Here is a 16,025-nt window from a genome sequence, read left to right as displayed (position 1 = left end):
GGCGGATCGAGGTGAACGGTTCGCTCCCATCCTGACGGCACGGGGGCGGGAATCCATGATTTCGCCCGCCATTCGGGAGGTGTCGGCGACGCTACCGCACCGTGCGACGCCCGGGCGCGCCGGGATGGTTCCCGAAGATCACCCGGATGGCGCAGCGGCCGGAGCGACCGGGCCGCGGCGTCGTCCGGGTGACGGTGCGTCGCCCGGCCGCCGGGCCGGGCGCTCGAGGGGCTGTCCGGGTGACGGGCCGGGTGGGCGCCGGTGTGTCAGAGCTCCAGGGTGACCTGGTACTCCCTCAGCCAGGCGTCCAGGTCGAGCGCGAGGTCGACGCCCAGCCGGACGGACTGCGGGTCGGTCTCCGGGGCGAGCGCGTCGGCGAGGCGCCGCCGGTCGAGCAGGTCGAGCGCGGGGGACTTCCGCTCGACGGCCAGCCGGGTGAGCTCGGCGCGCAGTTGGGCCGGGTAGTGCGGGTCGTTGGTCACCGGGTACGGGCTCTTCGCCCGGTCGGCGATCGCCGCGGGCAGGAGGTCCCGGACGGCGGCGCGCAGCAGGCTCTTCTCCCGTCCGTCGAAGCTCTTCATCGCCCACGGCGTGTTGAAGACGTACTGGACCAGTCGGTGGTCGCAGAACGGCACCCGTACCTCCAGGCCGTTGGCCATGCTCATCCGGTCCTTGCGGTCGAGCAGGATCCGGACGAAGCGGGTCAGGTTGAGGTACGAGATCTCGCGCATCCGCCGTTCCAGCGGGTCTGCCGCGTCCAGGTGCGGGACCTCGGCGATCGCCTCGCGGTAGCGGGCCCGGCGGTAGCCGTCCAGGTCGAGCTTGCGCAGCAGCTCGGCGTCGAGCAGCTGTTCGCGCGGGCCGGAGCCCAGGCCGGCGATGTGGGTGAGGCCGGCGGCCCAGGGGAAGTCCTCGGTGGCGACGGTCCGCGGGTCGTGGAACCAGCGGTACCCGCCGAAGAGCTCGTCCGCGGACTCGCCGGACAGCGCGACGGTGGAGTGGCGGCGCACGCCGCGGAAGAGCAGCAGCAGCGAGACGTCCATGTCGCCGACGCCGCCCGGCAGGTCGCGGGCGCGCAGCGCGGCGGAGCGCCGGGCGAAGTCGGTCAGCTCGGCGGCGTCCAGCTCGATCACGCTGTGGTCGGCGCCGACGTGGTCGGCGAGCATCCGGGCGAACGGGCCGTCCGGGGTCTGCCGGACCTCGCTGGCCTGGAACTCGCCCTGGCCGGTGAAGCCGACGGAGAAGGAGCGCACCGGGCCGGCCCCGGCGGCGCGCAGCGTCCGGGCGGCGAGGGCGGTGATGGCGCTGGAGTCCAGGCCGCCGGAGAGCAGCGAGCAGAGCGGGACGTCCGCGTCGAGCTGGCGGTGCACGATGTCGTCCAGCAGGGCCCGGACGGTGGCGACGGTGTTCGCCAGGCCGTCGCGGTGCTCGCGTGCCTCCAGTGCCCAGTAGCGGTGGACCGAGAGGCCCTCCCGGCGTACCCGGACGAGGTGGCCGGGCCGGACCTCGTGGATGTCGCGGTACGGCGTCAGGCCGGGGGTGCGGGTGTGGCCGAGCAGTTCGCGCAGCCCGTCCAGGTCGACCACCGGGCGGACGGCGGGGTGGGCGAGCAGGGCCTTGGGCTCGGCGCCGAAGACCACGCCGTCCGGGGTGGGGTGGTAGTGCAGCGGTTTGACGCCCATCCGGTCGCGGACCAGCAGCAGCTCCTCGCGCCGGGCGTCCCAGACGGCGAAGGCGAACATGCCGTTGAGCCGCTCGGCGAGCCCCGCGCCCCACTCCAGGTAGGCGTGCAGCACGACCTCGGTGTCGCTGCGGGTGCGGAAGCGGTGGCCGGCCGCCTCCAGCTCCGCGCGCAGCTCGCGGTGGTTGTAGACCTCGCCGCTGTAGGTGAGCGCGGCCAGCAGCCGGCCGTCCTGCTCGACCGTCATCGGCTGGGTGCCGCCCTCGATGTCGATCACCGCGAGGCGGCGGTGGCCGATCGCGGTGTGCGGTTCGAGGAGGACGCCGCCCGCGTCCGGGCCGCGGCAGAGCTGGGTGGCCGTCATCGCGTCGAGGACGTGCCGGGCCCTCGGTTCGGCGGTGAGGTCGCGGTCGAAGGCGACCCATCCGGTGATCCCGCACATCAGCAAGCCTCCGGTCTTCCGCTTCGTGTTCAGGGGATCACGCTACGTGTGGAGCCGGTGGCGCTTCAAGGGTTCGGCGGAAGACGAACGAACGGGGGCGGGTGGTCGCCAGGGGTGCCGCGGAAGGTGGGTGTGGAGTGGCGTGAGGGGTGGCGTGAGGGTGGGTGTGGGGTTGGACTGGGCCAAAAGCCGTCATGTCTGCCCGATTTCGGGCAAGATCTTTGTCTTCGGTGGCGGTTCGACCTAGGCTCCTCACTCGTGCCGAGCTCACCCCACCCTCACGAAGACCTCCTCGCCCACCTGACCCGGACCAGCCAGCTGGGACCCCGGGAGGCGGCGCGGGTCGTGGCGGAGGTGCTGGCGTACTTCTCGGAGAGCACCGAGGAGTACGTGCGCCGACGCCACACCGAGCTGCAGGCACGCGGTCTGACCAACGAGCGGATCTTCGCCCAGCTCGCCGAGGAACTCCCGCAGCGCCGCGTCGCGGCGCCGGAGCTCTCGGCCCGCCAGCTGCGGCGGATCGTCTACGGCTGAGCGCGGACCGCCCACGGCTGAGCGACGTCGCTCACGCCCCGTCACTATCAACGAGGAGTCCACGCATGTGCGGAATCGTGGCCTACATCGGCCCCAAGGACGCGACCCCCTTCCTGCTGGAGGGCCTGGCCCGACTGGAGTACCGCGGCTACGACTCGGCGGGCGTCGCCGTCACCGGGCGCACCGGCGGCATCAAGCTGCGCAAGGTGAAGGGCCGGGTCGCCGACCTCGCCGCCGCCGTCCCGGCCCGGTTCAAGGGCTCCACCGGCATCGGCCACACCCGCTGGGCCACCCACGGCGTCCCCAGCGACGCCAACGCGCACCCGCACCTGGACAATGCCGAGCGCATCGCCGTCGTCCACAACGGCATCATCGAGAACGCCGACGAACTGCGCGCCAAGCTGACCGCCGACGGCGCCGTGTTCCGCTCCGAGACCGACACCGAGGTGCTCTCCCACCTGATCGCCGCCCACCTCACCGAGGGCGTCGAGCTGGAGGACGCGGTGCGCGCCGCGCTCGGCCGGGTGGTCGGCACGTACGGCATCGCGGTGCTCGACGCCGACCAGCCCGACCGGATCGTGGTCGCCCGCAACGGCAGCCCGATCGTGCTGGGCATCGGTGAGAAGGAGATGTTCGCCGCCTCCGACGTCTCCGCGCTGGTCCGCTACACCCGCCAGGTCGTCCACCTGGAGGACGGCGAGCTGGCCACCGTCCGGGCCGACGGCTTCCGCACCTTCACCGCGGACGCCCGCACCACCCACCGTCAGCCGTCCACGGTGGACTGGGAGATCGACTCCTTCGACACCGCCGGCTACGAGCACTACCTGCTCAAGGAGATCCACGAGCAGCCCGGCTCGGTCGAGCGCACGCTGAGCGGCCGGCTCGACGAGCGCTTCGCCACCGCCCACCTCGGCGGCCTCAACCTGGACGCCCGGGAGCTGCGCGAGATCCGCCGGGTCAAGATCCTCGGTTGCGGATCCGCCTACTACGCGGGCGAGATGGGCGCGCAGCTGATCGAGGAGCTGTCCCGGATCCCCGCGCACAGCGAGCCGGCCTCGGAGTTCCGCTACCGCAACCCGGTGATCGAGGCGGACACCCTGTACGTCGCGGTCAGCCAGTCCGGCGAGACCTACGACACGCTGGCCGCCGTCCAGGAGATCAAGCGCAAGGGCGGCCGGGTGCTCGGCGTCGTCAACACCGTGGGCAGCGCGATCGCCCGCGAGTGCGACGGCGGCATCTACCTGCACGCCGGGCCGGAGGTCTCGGTCGCCTCCACCAAGGCGTTCACCTCCACCGTGGTCGCCTTCGCGCTGCTGGCCCTGCACTTCGGCCGCATCCACGACCTGTCGCCCGCCGACGGACGCCGGATCGTCTCGGCCCTGCAGGCGCTGCCGGACCAGATCCGCGAGGTGCTGGAGCAGAGCGAGTCGATCGCCGAACTCGCCGCCGAGTACGCCCAGTCGGCGGGCATGATGTTCATCGGCCGGGTGCGCGGCTACCCGGTGGCCCGGGAGGGCGCGCAGAAGCTCAAGGAGATCTCCTACGTGCACGCCGAGGCCTACCCGGCGAGCGAGCTGAAGCACGGCCCGCTGGCGCTGATCAGCCCCGAACTGCCCACCGTGGCCCTCGTCCCGGACGACGAGCTGCTGGAGAAGAACCTCACCACGCTGGGCGAGATCAAGGCCCGGTCGGGGCGCGTCATCGCCGTCGCGCACCGCCGCCCGGAGGAGAAGCTCGCGGACCACTGCATCCTGGTGCCCAAGAGCGAGCCCGAGCTGGACCCGCTGCTGCTCAACATCCCGCTGCAGCTGCTGGCCTACCACGCCGCCGTCGCCCTCGGCCGCGACGTGGACAAGCCGCGCAACCTGGCGAAGAGCGTGACGGTGGAGTAGCCGTCACGGTCGTCGCGTGAAGACGTCGGGCCCCGGTCGCTGTGCGGACGACCGGGGCCCGGTCGGCTTCGGAGGTGCTCGTGTGCGGCCGTCGCCGTCGCCGTCGCCGTCGCCGTCGCTGCGGGGCGCAGGTGGCGGGCGGCGGGGTGGGCGGTGAGCCGGCGGCGGGGTGGGGGTGAGCCGGTCAGAAGACCGAGCAGCCGGAGAGGGTGGTCAGGGTGTCCAGGGCGGTGACCGCGGCGACGGAGTTGCCGGCCTGGTCGAGGCGCGGGCCCCAGGCGCAGACGGCGGCGCGGCCGGGGAGTATGGCGAGGATGCCGCCGCCGACGCCGCTCTTGCCGGGGAGGCCGACGCGGAAGGCGAACTCGCCGGCCGCGTCGTAGGTGCCGCAGGTGAGCAGGACGGCGTTGATCCGCTTGGCCTCGCTGCGGGACATCAGGTGGGTGCCGTCGGCGCGCACGCCGTAGCGGGCCAGGAAGGAGCCGGCCAGGACCAGGTCGCGGCAGCTCGTCGTGAGGGCGCAGTGGGCGTAGTAGTGCTCCAGGACGGTCTCGACCGGGTTCTCCAGGTTGCCGTGGCTGGCGATGAAGTGGGCCAGGGCGGCGTTGCGGTGGCCGTGCTCGGCCTCGGAGGCGGCGACCACCGGGTCGGTGTCGAGCCCGGGGTTGCCGGACTCGCGGCGCAGGAACTCCCGTACCGCGCCGGAGGCGTCGCCGGTCATGGTCTGCAGGCGGTCGGTCACCACGAGGGCGCCCGCGTTGATGAACGGGTTGCGCGGGATACCGTGCTCGGTCTCCAGCTGCACCAGGGAGTTGAAGGGGTTGCCGGACGGCTCGCGGCCGACGCCCCGCCAGAGCGTGTCCCCGCCGTAGGCGACCGCGAGGGCCAGGGAGAACAGCTTGGACACGCTCTGGACGGAGAACGGCTGCTCCCAGTCCCCGACACCGTGCAGCTCACCGTCGACGGTGGCGACGGCCATGCCGAAGGCCTCCGGGTCGGCGGTGGCGAGGGCCGGAATGTAGTCGGCGACCCTGCCCTGGCCGCGGGTCGCCCGGGCGGCCGTCTCCGCGGCCGCCAGCAGCACCGGCCAGTCCAGGTTCTCCCCGCCGGGCACACCGTTCAACGCTCGTCCTCCACGTTCTGCCACGTTCATCAGCCACGTTCATCAGCCGTCGGCACCGTGTACGGACACGGCCCGGGCTGCTGCTCGGACCGGGCGCGCGCGGTGGGGCGGCGTCCGGTCCGACCAGGATTATCCGTGTTTCGGGAGGACGGTTCGGCACGGGGTGGCGGCGGGGCCGCTGCGACGGGCTACGGGGCGTTGGTGGGGGCCTGGACGGGCGGGCCGGTGAGCAGGGTACCGGTGTCCGAGTAGGGCCAGCCGTTGGGGACGCAGCCGTGCAGCCCCTTGATCTGCTGCATCATCACCGGCGCCGGGGCACCCGGACCGAGGCAGTCGACGTGGCCCTCGCCGAGGATGTGGCCGACCTCGTGGTTGACCGCGAGCGCGTGGTAGAGCTCGGGCTTGCCCTGGTAGAACTCGGACAGCTCGGTCCAGCGCTTGAGGTTGATGACCACCTGGTGGGTGACGCCGCAGTTCACCCAGCCGCCGGTGTCCAGCCCGTACTGGCCGCAGATCCGGTCGGTGGACTTCGGGGTGGCCAGGTAGACGGTGAAGTCCACCGGGTCGGCGGGCATCCGCTGGAAGGAGGCCGTGCCGCCGGCGGCCCAGCCCTGCCGGACGTCACCGAGGACCGCGTCCACCTCGGCGGCGAACTGTTCCGGGCTCTCCGCGATCCCGTTCTCCACCCGCACCTTGTACCGGTACAGGTGCTCGCCGGTGCCGAAGCGGGCGGTGCCGCCGGGCGCGGTGGTGAACGCGAGCGGGGCCGGGCCGCGCTTCCGGTCGCTCCACGGCTGCCACCACAGCAGACCGGCCGTCACGGCGGCTGCCAGTGCGAGGGCGAGCGCGCCGTGCCAGGGCTTGCGGAGGCGCAGCCGACGGAGGCTCAGGCGTCGGGGGCTCGGGCGCTGCGGGCTCGGACCGGCCGGCGTGCTCAACGGCTGCTCCCGGCGGGCAGGTGGCCGTACCCGCCGTGCGGGGCGGCGTGGGACGGCCGGAGTGCCGTGGTGGCCTCCGGTCGGGCGGGTATCGGGGCCAGTGTGGACATGGTGGAACGGCTCCAGTGCGGGGACCGGCACGGCACGGCCTGGTCGGGTTTCGGGTCGTACGTGATCGGGTCGTACGTGATCGGGTCGGTCGGTTCGTACCTGTTCGGTTCGTACCTGTTCGGGTCGTATTTGGAGGAACGGGTGGGGACGGGGCAGTGGTTCAGGGGCCCCTGTCGGATGTGCGGCCCGGTCGGTTCCCGGAACCGCTCGATGGTGTCATCCGTGCGGCGTGTCCCTGTGGTCGGGTGCCGGATTGGGGTGGGGTGGTGCGGGGCGATCCGTTCCACCTGTCCGTCATGGGCCCGTCATGGGAGGCACCGTCATGTCCACCACCGCCGTTTTCGCCGTCGAAGGGATGAGCTGCGGCCACTGCGAGAGGACGGTCAGCGCCGGGCTCTCCGCGCTGCCGGGCGTCACCGACGTCGTCGCCGACGCGCCGAGCGGGCGGGTCACCGTGGCCTCCGCGCAGCCGCTGGACGAGGACGTGGTCCGCGGCGCGGTCGACGGGGCCGGGTTCACCCTGGTCGGGCCCGCCTGAGGGCGGGTCAGCGCACGGCGCGGGGTCCGTCGGTCCGCTCCGACGGACCCCGCCGACGGCCGGCTCAGCCCATCGTCTTCGCGCCGTCCAGGGCCTCGCGGATGATGTCGGCGTGGCCCGCGTGCTGGGCGGTCTCGGCGATGACGTGCAGCAGCACCCGGCGGGCCGACCACGAGGCGTCCGCCTGGAACCAGGGGGCCTTCGGCAGCGGGTGCGCGACGTCCAGGTCGGGGAGGGCGGCCACCAGCTCGTCCGTACGGCGCGCCACCTCCTCGTAGGCGGCCAGGACGCCGGCCAGGGTCTCCCCGGGCAGCATGCGGTACTCGTCGGCCCGGCGGGCGATGTCCTCCTCGGTCCAGACGGTGAAGTCGGGCATCGCGGACGGGCCTTCCAGGATGAAGGCCACCCACAGCCGCTCCATCGAGGTCACGTGCTTGACCAGGCCGCCCAGGCACAGCTCGCTCGTGGTGGTCCGCAGGCCCGCCTGCTCGTCGGTGAGGTCGCGGGTGGTGAAGCGCAGGAAGTAGCGGTGCTTCGCCAGCGTCTCCAGGAAGTCGGCGCGCTCGCCGGTGACGTTCGCCGGTACGGCGCTGGCGGTGGCGGTGGTGACGCTGTCCGCAGCGTTGGTGGTGGTCGCGGTGTCGGTCTCGGGCGTGGTCGTCGTCATGGTTCTGGCCTTCCGTTCGGTTCCTGCTCCCTCGGACAAGAACAACGCTACGGACCATTGCGGCCACTTCCTGTCCTGAATCCCGGGGAGAATCGGACCCATGGCGAACACCAGCACCCGGACGCTGCGACTGCTCTCCCTGCTCCAGACCCACCGGTACTGGCCCGGCGAGCAACTGGCCGACCGGCTCGGCGTCTCCGTCCGCACCCTGCGCCGCGACATCGACCGCCTGCGTGAACTCGGCTACCCCGTCGAGGCGCAGCGCGGCGTCGACGGCGGCTACCAGCTGGCGGCGGGCGCGGCACTGCCGCCGCTGGTCATCGACGACGAGGAGGCGGTGGCGCTGGCGGTGGGCCTGCAGGCGGCGGCGGAGAGCCCGGTGGAGGGCGTCGCCGAGGCCTCGGTGCGCGTGCTGGCGAAGGTGGTCCAGGTGATGCCGGCCCGGCTGCGCCGCCGGGTGGAGGCGCTGCGCGCGATGACCGTCCCGGTCGACTGGGGAACCCGGGCGGGCGTGGGCGTCGACCCGGACGTCCTCACGGTGGTGGCGCTCTCGTGCCGGGACGACGAACGGATGCGGTTCGCGTACACCGCCGCCGACGGGCGCCGTTCGGCGCGGCACGTCGAACCGCACCGGCTGGTCTGCCTCAACCGCCGCTGGTACCTGGTCGCGTACGACCTCGACCGCGCCGACTGGCGCAGCTTCCGCCTCGACCGGCTCACCGCCCCACAGGGCAGCGGCGCCCGCTTCGCCCCGCGCACCCTCCCGGCCGCCGACGCGGCGGAGTTCGTCCGGGCGGGCCTCAACGGCGTGCCCCGGCCGCACCGGGTGGAGGTGCTGGTCGACGCGCCCGCCGACCACGTCCGGGCGCGGGTCGGCCGCTGGGGCACCGTCGAGCCCGTCGCCGCCGGCCGCTGTCGGCTGCTGATGACCGCCGACTCCCTGGACTGGCCCGCCATGGCCCTGGGCTCGCTCGGAGCCGACTTCGAGGTGATCGGCCCTCCCGGCCTGCGAACGCTGCTGGTGGACTGGAGCACCCGCTTCGGCCGCGCGGCCGCCGCGGGGGAGGCGCCCGGGGAGGCGGGGGAGGCGCCCGGGGCGGAGGAGGCGGGGGAGGTAGCGGGACGGCCGGAGTAGGAAGTCGGACGGGCCGACTTCCGGTGCGTCAGGGGGCGATGGCGTCCAGGGTGGTGCGGAGGCGGGTGAGGACGGCGGGGAGGTCGGTGAGCGGGGGTGTGGCGAGGGCGAGGCGGAGGGCGTTGGGGCGGTGGGCGGTGGTCGCGAACGCATCGGCGGTGGAGGTCAGAATGCCCTCGGCGGCGAGGGCGGCGGCCGCACGGTCCGGGCGCTGGTGGGGTTCGAGGGCGAGCCAGAGGATGTAGGAGCCGGGGTGGGCGGTCGTGGTGAGGCCGTCGAGGGCGGCGCGGGCGATGGCCTGGCGCGCGGCCGCGTCCGCACGGCGCTCCCGTTCCAGGCGGGCCACCGTTCCGTCCGCGAGCCAGCCCGTGGCGACGGCGGTCACCAGGCCGGGCGCGCCCCAGGCAGCCGTGCGCAGCTGGGTGGTCGCGGGCCGCAGCAGGTGATCGGGCAGGACGGCGAAGCCGAACCGCAGGCCCGGCGCCACGTTCTTCGACAGCCCGGCCACGTAGCAGGTGCGCTCGGGCGCGAGGGCGTGCAGGGGCGGGGGCGGCGCGGCCTCCAGGAAGGCGTACGTGCCGTCCTCGACCAGCGTGCAGCCGTGCTCGGTGGCGAGACCGACCAGGCGTTCGCGCCGCGCCCGGTCGAGCACCCAGCCGAGCGGATTGTGGACGGTCGGCATGGTGTACACCGCGCGTACCGGTCGGGCGCGGCAGAGCCGGTCGAGGGCGTCGAGGTCCGGTCCGGCGGGGGTGACCGGGACGGGCGCCAGGTCGAGCCCGTGCGCGGAGGCGATCAGCTTGATGCCGGGGTAGCTGAGCGCGTCCACGGCCAGGACGTCCCCGGGGCGGGTGAGGGTGCGCAGGACGCAGTCCAGCGCCTGCTGCGCCCCGCTGGTGAGCAGCACGTTCTCCGGTGCCGTGTCGACGCCGCGGTCCAGCAGGTACCTGGCGACGGCCGCCCGGTCGTGCCGGTGGCCGCCCGGGGGGTGCTGGCGCAGCAGGGCCTCGGCGTCGCCCGAGGAGGCGAGCGCGCGCAGGGCCTGCCGCAGCAGGTCGCCCTGGCCGGGGGCGAGCGGCTGGTTGAAGGAGAGGTCCGCCACCCGCGGCACCGGGAGCGCGCGGGAGGGTTCGAGGCCGTCGTAGCCGGCGCGGACCCGGACGAAGGTGCCCCGGCCCTGTTCGCCCACCACCAGCCCGGCGGCGGCCAGTTCGGCGTAGACCCGGGTGGCGGTGGCGAGGGCGACCCGCCGTTCGCGGGCGAGGGCGCGGTGGGTCGGCAGCCGGGTGCCCGCCGTGAGCGCGCCGGAGCGGATGGCCGTCGCGTACTCGTCGACGATGGCCTTGTAGGAGCGCGGTCGCACCGGCCACCTGCCGTTCCTGGGTGTCATACGTGTGGAGGTGTATCCAGGACAATAACTGGATTGTCATGGGGCGGTGTTCCTAGCCTCGATCCGTCCGGCAGTGGGGCCGGGAAGCCAGGCCGGGAACGGAGCGCGCGCCCATGACCATCCGCAGCGAGCGGGACCAGCACGTCGTCACCCTCACCATCGACCGCGAGAAGAAGCTCAACGCCCTCGACCACCCGACGATCGACGGGCTGCTCGCCGAGTTCGACCGCATCGACGCCGACGACACCGTCCGCGCCGTGATCCTCACCGGTGCCGGGCAGCGGGCGTTCAGCGCGGGTGCCGATATCCCGTCCCTGGCGGCCGACATCGCCGGCGGGCCCGAGCGGGCCCTGCGCGAGTTCGTCCGCCGCGGCCACACCCTCACCCGACGGATCGAGGAGTTCCCCAAGCCGATCATCGTGGCCGTCAACGGCCTTGCGTACGGCGGTGGTTGCGAGGTCACCGAGGCGGCTCCGCTGGCCCTCGCGGCCGAGCACGCGACCTTCGGCAAGCCGGAGATCTCGCTCGGCTTCCCGCCGCCCTTCGGCGGTTCGCAGCGGCTCCCGCGCCACGTCGGACGCAAGCGCGGCCTGGAGATGATCCTCACCGGGGAGCCGATCCCGGCCGCCCGGGCCGCCGAGTTCGGCCTGGTCAACTCGGTCGTCCCGGCGAGTGAACTCATGGACGCGGCCCGGGACTTGGCCGACCGCATCATCCGGCACGCGCCGACGGCGGTGGCCGCCTGCCTCCGGGCGGTGACCCGCGGCATCAACCTCCCGATCGACGAGGGGCTCGCGGTGGAGGCGGCGGCCTTCGCGTCGACGGTGCCGACCGAGGGCGTCCGGGACGGGCTGCGGCGCTTCCTGGACCGTACGTCCGGCTCCCGCTGACGGCGGCCCCACAGGTCCCGCGTTCCCGGGGGCGCCCGCCCGGGCCGGTGCGGTGGGGTGGAAGGGCCCAACGGTGAGGCTGTGGAGGGGGAATCGGGCGATGCCGGGTGATCTCGGGCAACGGTCGGTAGTCGTCCGGGCGCGGTCGCGGGCGGTCGCGGGCGGTCAGACGGCGCCCGGGTGCCCCGCCGGGAGGGCGGGATCGGCGCCGCAGTGGGCGGCGACGGTGTCGGCGAAGGCACGGGCGAGGGGGCAGAGGTTGGCCCAGTCGCGGACGGCCCAGCCGGCGGTGAGGGCGGGCAGGTCGGGGAGCGGGAGCAGCCGCAGGCCGGGGTGGCTCGGGCCCTGCCACTGGGGGAGGGCGGGGACGACGGCGTGGCCGAGGCCGAGTTCGGCGAGCAGGATCGCGGTGTCCCAGTCCGCGACGCTGGTGTCGAAGACCGGTCGGATGCCCGACTTCCCGAGCCAGGCGTCGAGTTGGGAGCGGGCGACGGAGTTCTGCGGCAGCCCGATGAGCCGGGCGTCCTGGAGGTCGGCGGGTTCGATGCGGGCCCTGGTGGCGAGCGGGTCGCCCGAGGCGACGGCCAGGACCCACGGCAGGTCGACGACCGGCCGCTGGTCGATGCCGCGGACCGGGGTGCCGAGGGTGATCCAGGCCAGGTCGACCCGCCCGGCGGTGAGTGCCTCCAGGCAGCTGCGGCTGGAGACCTCCGTCTGGAACTCCAGGCTGACCTGGGGGAAACGCCGACGGAAGGCCACCACGGCCGCGGACATGAAGTGCCGGATGCTGGTGGCGCCGGTGGTGATCCGAACGGATCCGCCCTCGCCGCGCGCGAGTTCGGCGACCCGGTGCAGCGCGTGGTCGATGCTGCCGAGGCCGGTGGCGACGGCGGCCTGGAGCAGGCGGCCCGCCTTGGTGGGCACCACCCCGCGCGAGTGCCGCTCGATCAGGGCGAGGCCGAGCTCGCGTTCGAGCCGCTTCACGTGCTGGCTGACCGCGGACTGGGTGCAGTGGAGGTCGCGGGCGACGGCGCTGAGCGAGCCGGCCCGGCAGACCGCGGCGAAGACGCGGAGATCGTCGATGGTCACGGGGATCCAAGGTATCGCTTGGAGATGTCCCAGCAAACCGGTGGATTGACTTGGGTGTTCGGCGGGCTCGATCATCGTTTCCGGGCCCAGGGCGGCAACCCGCCCGCTGCCTTCGCGGCGTTCCGGACGCACAAGCGGGGGCGCGGGCGGGTGTCGACCCGCATCGATTCGCTACACGTACGATTCGCCACACCCACGACGTGCACGACGTGGATGAGCAGGAGGGGGAACGGAATGCGCTACGCCGACGGTCCGGGTACGGTCTGCGAGATCTTCGTCCAGGCACCGGTGGAACGGGTGTGGGAGCTGGTGACGGACATCGAACTGCCCACCCGGCTCAGCCCCGAGCTCCAGCGCGTCGCCTGGCTGGACGGCGCGGACGGCCCGGCGCTGGGCGCCCGCTTCGAGGGCCACAACCGCCGTGAGGGCCTGCCCGACTGGCGGACGGTCTCCGAGGTGACGGAGGTGACGGTCGTGACGGAACCGGCCGGATCCGCCGACCCCACCCGCCCGCGCGCCTTCGCCTGGGCCGTGATGGACGCCGACGGCCGCTACGGCGAGCCGGTGTCCGAGACGGCCGGTGCGCTGGCCCGCTGGCGCTTCGACCTGACCCCCGAGGACGGCGGCACCCGGCTGCGCCAGTCGGTGGTGATCGGCCCGGGCCGCAGCGCCATGAGCCCCATCATCGATGCCAAGCCCGAGATCGAGGAGAAGGTCATCGACCTCCGGCTGGGCGAGCTGCACAGGGCCATGACGGCCACCCTCGAAGGCGTCAAGTCCCTCGCCGAGCAGGGGGAGTAGGCCCGTCCGGTGATCACTCCCCCCGGCTCCCCGGCCGGGTGAGCCGGTCCCGGGGTTCGCGGAAGGGGCGGTGAGGCGGCACGGGTGGCGTGGGCGGGCGCCGAGGTCCGCCGGTCGCCCTGCCGGGCGGCACGAAACGACCGGGTGCGAACGGGGTCGACCAGGAGCAGCGGGCCCGACCGGGTTCAGGCGCGACCGGGTTCGGCGACGACGACCGGGGCGGCGGGTCCGACCGGGGACGGTCGGTCCGACCTCGGGCGGCAGTGGCCGTCAGCCGCTCAGCCGCTCACCCGCTCACCCGGGCGCCGGTGCGGCGCAGCGCCAGCCGGGCCGGGAGCAGGCCGGCCGTCAGGGCGATGGCCAGGCAGACGCCGACGGTCAGCGCCACGGCGGACCACGGCAGGTCGAGGCCGACCCGGGTGCCGAGCTGCGCGGAGAGGCCGGAGCGCAGGCCGAGCAGGGTGACCGGGGCGACGGCCAGGCCGAGCGCGGTGCCGATGCCGACCGCCAGGGCCGACTCGGCGGCGACGACCCAGAGGACCTGGCGGCGGGTCGCGCCGGACAGCCGCAGCACCGCGAAGTCCGCGGCCCGCTCGGCGGTCGCCATCAGCAGGGTGTTGGCGATGGCCAGGCAGGTGTAGCCCAGTGACATGCCGATCAGGATGACCAGGAAGATCCGGACCAGCGCGTCGTCCTCGGGGTCGGTACGGGCGGCGTACTCGGCGGTGCTCAGCGCCTGCGCGCCGAGCGGGCGAGGGCGGCGTCCAGGGCGGGGGAAGGGGCGGCGTCGGCGGCGTAGACGACCGAGGTGAGCGCCGAGGGATCGTGCGCCCGGACGGTGTCGGCGGTCAGCAGGACGCTCGCGGTGGCGGAGTCGTCGGTGATCTCGGCGACGACCGTGAGGTCCGCGGTCCGCCCGTCCTCGAAGGTGACCGGGACGCTGTGGCCGGTGGCCCAGCCCAGCCATCGCGCGGTGGAGGCCTTGACCACCGCGGTGTTCGCGCCGTTCGCGCCCGTCAGGCCGTCCAGCGAGCCGGACGTGACGGTCATCCCGGTACGCGCCTTCCGGAGAGCCGCGTCGCTCATCCCGACCGCGCCGACGTGGTCGGTGCCGCCGGCGTAGAGCCGGGTGGGCAGCAGCGAGGCGCCGCCCGGCACGGCGGCGACGGCGGCGTCCGAGAGCCCGGGGGAGCCGTGCGGGGCGACCACGGCGGTGGCCTGCTGACGGACGGTCTCCTCCAGCGCGTAGCCGGTGGCCCGTAGCTGGAACAGGCCCGCGATCAGCACCGCGAAGCCGACCGTGACCAGCACCGGCGCGGCGGTCGAGGCGGTGCGCCGGACGGCGGTCAGCGTGCTCTCCCGGGCCACCAGGCCGGTGGCGCCGCGGAGTCCGGACAGTCGCCACCAGACGGCGCGGACGATCGGCGGGACGATCGCGGGCAGGAACAGGGTGAGGCCGACGATCAGCGCCATGGCCGCGTCGAGAGCGTTGTTGATCATGCTGTCGGACGCGCTGTCGGCCGCGACCACCACCAGGCCGAGCCCGAGCGCCGTGACGACGGCGCCGGCGATCCAGCGGCAGCGAGTCATCGGGCGGCGGTCGACCGCGGCCTCGCGGAGTGCCTCACCGATGGCGTGGAAGCCGTGGCGCTCGGCGTGGGTTCAGCGCAGGGTCCTGCGCGTTGACGTCGGCGCCGGCTCCGACCAGCAGCCGGGCGACGGCGACGCGGTCGGCGAAGGCGGCCCGCAGCAGTGGGGTGCGGCCCTCGGTGTCCCGGGCGTCGACGGCCGCGCCCGCGGCCGGCGCCGCGCGGGTGGCGTCGAGGTCGCCGCGTTCGGCGGCCTCCAGCAGTGACCGGTCGGCGGGGGAGAGCGGGCGGTCGGTCATGACGGGGGCTCCTCCACGGGGTGGTCGGTCGGCGTGGTGTTCCCAGCCTGACGTCGCGGTGCGCGGTGGCGTCGGTGGGGCGGCCGGTCGTGTCGGGCGGAACGGATGACGGCCGGGTCATCCGATCGGACGACCCGGCCGTCGGCGGTCAACGGGACGCCGGGTGGGCGGCCAGGCGGACGTGCGGTCGGGTAGGCGAGGCGTGTGGTCGCACGGGCGCGTGGTCACGACGGCCCGTGCGCGGTCACCAGGACAGCGGGTAGCGGACCGGGTGACCGCCGATCCGGCCGGGCAGCAGGCCGATGACGACCAGGAGTCCGGTGGCCAGCACGAGCAGGGGGAGGAACGGCACCGGATGCGGCGCCTGCAGGACCACGATGACGGCGGTGGCCGCCGCCGGGGAGTGCGAGAGGTGGGTGAGCATCATCGCGCCCAGCGAGAGTCCGGCGGCGACGGCCGCACCCCAGGCGGTGCTGCCGGTGACGGCGAGGGTGGCGTAGCCGATCAGGGCCGACATCAGCTGACCGCCGACCAGGTTGCGGGGCTGCGAGATCGGCAGGCCGGGTGCGCCGTGCACCAGCGCCGCGCTGGCCGCCAACGGGGGGATCAGCAGGGGTTGGCGGAGCAGCACGCCGACCGCGACGAGCAGGAGCAGGGCGCCGATGACGAAGACGGTGGCCCGCAGGACGTGCAGCGGGTGCGGTCCGGGCGTGGCGGCGGGCGGGGGTGTGGGCATGCGTGAGTGCTCCGGATGGGGGACAAGGACCCGGAGATGATAAACAGACTGTTGCGGGAAAGGTGGGATGTTTTGCGACGAGGCGGACTCCTGGGTCTGGCCGTGGTCACCGAAGGTCAGGTGCTGGCCCGGGTAGATGGTGTTCGGGCCGTCGGTCAGGGTGCTGCGGT

General features: G+C 74.0%; 16 protein-coding genes. 6 read left to right on the top strand and 10 right to left on the bottom strand.

The features are described 5' to 3' along the window. Positions 1 to 266: 266 nt before the first annotated feature. Complete coding sequence (gene asnB / locus ABTY56_RS33050) at positions 267 to 2,123, bottom strand: asparagine synthase (glutamine-hydrolyzing) (protein WP_350633066.1); 1,857 nt, start codon at positions 2,121 to 2,123, stop codon at positions 267 to 269. A 258-nt stretch (positions 2,124 to 2,381) separates the two neighbouring features. Between asnB and ABTY56_RS33045 the strand changes: the two genes are divergently transcribed. Both ABTY56_RS33045 and glmS read left to right on the top strand, forming a co-directional pair. Beyond that, positions 2,382 to 2,657 (top strand): hypothetical protein, encoded by a 276-nt coding sequence (locus ABTY56_RS33045; protein WP_350633065.1) that lies wholly within the window; start codon positions 2,382 to 2,384, stop codon positions 2,655 to 2,657. Between the two features lie 65 nt (positions 2,658 to 2,722). Then, positions 2,723 to 4,549, top strand: a complete 1,827-nt coding sequence (gene glmS, locus ABTY56_RS33040) for a glutamine--fructose-6-phosphate transaminase (isomerizing) (RefSeq protein ID WP_350633064.1) — start codon at positions 2,723 to 2,725, stop codon at positions 4,547 to 4,549. 184 nt (positions 4,550 to 4,733) lie between these two features. Here glmS and ABTY56_RS33035 read toward each other — a convergent pair whose 3' ends face one another. After that, entirely contained in the window at positions 4,734 to 5,702 is a 969-nt protein-coding gene (locus ABTY56_RS33035; protein ID WP_502893238.1) for a glutaminase, read from the bottom strand. Between the two features lie 158 nt (positions 5,703 to 5,860). Continuing rightward, the gene (locus ABTY56_RS33030; RefSeq protein ID WP_350633063.1) at positions 5,861 to 6,610 is read right to left on the bottom strand and encodes a DUF3152 domain-containing protein; all 750 of its coding nucleotides are present in this window, start codon (positions 6,608 to 6,610) and stop codon (positions 5,861 to 5,863) included. Between the two features lie 433 nt (positions 6,611 to 7,043). Here ABTY56_RS33030 and ABTY56_RS33025 point away from each other — a divergent pair, with 433 nt between their 5' ends. After that, positions 7,044 to 7,259, top strand: a complete 216-nt coding sequence (locus ABTY56_RS33025; protein ID WP_502893237.1) for a heavy-metal-associated domain-containing protein — start codon at positions 7,044 to 7,046, stop codon at positions 7,257 to 7,259. 64 nt (positions 7,260 to 7,323) lie between these two features. On the opposite strand, the gene ABTY56_RS33020 is transcribed toward ABTY56_RS33025, so the two are convergent. Then, positions 7,324 to 7,926, bottom strand: coding sequence for a DinB family protein (locus ABTY56_RS33020; RefSeq protein ID WP_350633061.1), 603 nt, complete (start codon positions 7,924 to 7,926; stop codon positions 7,324 to 7,326). Positions 7,927 to 8,026: 100 nt separating this feature from the next. Here ABTY56_RS33020 and ABTY56_RS33015 point away from each other — a divergent pair, with 100 nt between their 5' ends. Then, entirely contained in the window at positions 8,027 to 9,061 is a 1,035-nt protein-coding gene (locus tag ABTY56_RS33015; RefSeq protein WP_350633060.1) for a helix-turn-helix transcriptional regulator, read from the top strand. 28 nt (positions 9,062 to 9,089) lie between these two features. Here the strand turns inward: ABTY56_RS33015 and ABTY56_RS33010 are convergent, their stop codons facing one another. After that, entirely contained in the window at positions 9,090 to 10,424 is a 1,335-nt protein-coding gene (locus tag ABTY56_RS33010) for an aminotransferase-like domain-containing protein (RefSeq protein ID WP_350633059.1), read from the bottom strand. A gap of 140 nt (positions 10,425 to 10,564) precedes the next feature. Between ABTY56_RS33010 and ABTY56_RS33005 the strand changes: the two genes are divergently transcribed. Next, positions 10,565 to 11,341 (top strand): enoyl-CoA hydratase-related protein, encoded by a 777-nt coding sequence (locus tag ABTY56_RS33005; RefSeq protein WP_350633058.1) that lies wholly within the window; start codon positions 10,565 to 10,567, stop codon positions 11,339 to 11,341. Positions 11,342 to 11,506: 165 nt separating this feature from the next. Here ABTY56_RS33005 and ABTY56_RS33000 read toward each other — a convergent pair whose 3' ends face one another. Continuing rightward, on the bottom strand, positions 11,507 to 12,430 hold the full coding sequence (locus tag ABTY56_RS33000; protein ID WP_350633057.1) for a LysR family transcriptional regulator: 924 nt from the start codon (positions 12,428 to 12,430) through the stop codon (positions 11,507 to 11,509). Positions 12,431 to 12,664: 234 nt separating this feature from the next. On the opposite strand from ABTY56_RS33000, the gene ABTY56_RS32995 reads away from it, so the two are divergent. Next, positions 12,665 to 13,231 (top strand): SRPBCC family protein, encoded by a 567-nt coding sequence (locus ABTY56_RS32995; protein ID WP_350633056.1) that lies wholly within the window; start codon positions 12,665 to 12,667, stop codon positions 13,229 to 13,231. Between the two features lie 286 nt (positions 13,232 to 13,517). Here ABTY56_RS32995 and ABTY56_RS32990 read toward each other — a convergent pair whose 3' ends face one another. From ABTY56_RS32990 to ABTY56_RS32975, 4 genes are all read right to left on the bottom strand, one after another. Beyond that, positions 13,518 to 13,883 (bottom strand): ABC transporter permease, encoded by a 366-nt coding sequence (locus tag ABTY56_RS32990; RefSeq protein ID WP_350633055.1) that lies wholly within the window; start codon positions 13,881 to 13,883, stop codon positions 13,518 to 13,520. Positions 13,884 to 13,960: 77 nt separating this feature from the next. Next, complete coding sequence (locus ABTY56_RS32985; protein WP_350633054.1) at positions 13,961 to 14,821, bottom strand: hypothetical protein; 861 nt, start codon at positions 14,819 to 14,821, stop codon at positions 13,961 to 13,963. Positions 14,822 to 14,855: 34 nt separating this feature from the next. Continuing rightward, entirely contained in the window at positions 14,856 to 15,119 is a 264-nt protein-coding gene (locus ABTY56_RS32980) for an ankyrin repeat domain-containing protein (RefSeq protein ID WP_350633053.1), read from the bottom strand. Between the two features lie 244 nt (positions 15,120 to 15,363). Next, positions 15,364 to 15,855, bottom strand: coding sequence for an HPP family protein (locus tag ABTY56_RS32975; RefSeq protein ID WP_350633052.1), 492 nt, complete (start codon positions 15,853 to 15,855; stop codon positions 15,364 to 15,366). Positions 15,856 to 16,025 lie beyond the last annotated feature (170 nt).

This window comes from Kitasatospora sp. NPDC097691 (genome assembly GCF_040302665.1).
Lineage (GTDB): Bacteria > Actinomycetota > Actinomycetes > Streptomycetales > Streptomycetaceae > Kitasatospora.
Note: the sequence above shows the minus strand (reverse complement) of the source record. Positions and strands in the feature narration are given on the sequence as shown.

What these genes read in the sequence shown, in the direction of transcription:
- asnB (WP_350633066.1), bottom strand. Translation starts at nt 2,123, where the DNA reads ATGTGCGGGATCACCGGATGGGTCGCCTTCGACCGCGACCTCACCGCC.
- glmS (WP_350633064.1), top strand. Translation starts at nt 2,723, where the DNA reads ATGTGCGGAATCGTGGCCTACATCGGCCCCAAGGACGCGACCCCCTTC.
- ABTY56_RS33035 (WP_502893238.1), bottom strand. Translation starts at nt 5,702, where the DNA reads ATGAACGTGGCAGAACGTGGAGGACGAGCGTTGAACGGTGTGCCCGGC.
- ABTY56_RS33025 (WP_502893237.1), top strand. Translation starts at nt 7,044, where the DNA reads ATGTCCACCACCGCCGTTTTCGCCGTCGAAGGGATGAGCTGCGGCCAC.
- ABTY56_RS33020 (WP_350633061.1), bottom strand. Translation starts at nt 7,926, where the DNA reads ATGACGACGACCACGCCCGAGACCGACACCGCGACCACCACCAACGCT.
- ABTY56_RS33015 (WP_350633060.1), top strand. Translation starts at nt 8,027, where the DNA reads ATGGCGAACACCAGCACCCGGACGCTGCGACTGCTCTCCCTGCTCCAG.
- ABTY56_RS33005 (WP_350633058.1), top strand. Translation starts at nt 10,565, where the DNA reads ATGACCATCCGCAGCGAGCGGGACCAGCACGTCGTCACCCTCACCATC.
- ABTY56_RS32995 (WP_350633056.1), top strand. Translation starts at nt 12,665, where the DNA reads ATGCGCTACGCCGACGGTCCGGGTACGGTCTGCGAGATCTTCGTCCAG.
- ABTY56_RS32990 (WP_350633055.1), bottom strand. Translation starts at nt 13,883, where the DNA reads ATGTCACTGGGCTACACCTGCCTGGCCATCGCCAACACCCTGCTGATG.
- ABTY56_RS32985 (WP_350633054.1), bottom strand. Translation starts at nt 14,821, where the DNA reads ATGACTCGCTGCCGCTGGATCGCCGGCGCCGTCGTCACGGCGCTCGGG.
- ABTY56_RS32980 (WP_350633053.1), bottom strand. Translation starts at nt 15,119, where the DNA reads ATGACCGACCGCCCGCTCTCCCCCGCCGACCGGTCACTGCTGGAGGCC.
- ABTY56_RS32975 (WP_350633052.1), bottom strand. Translation starts at nt 15,855, where the DNA reads ATGCCCACACCCCCGCCCGCCGCCACGCCCGGACCGCACCCGCTGCAC.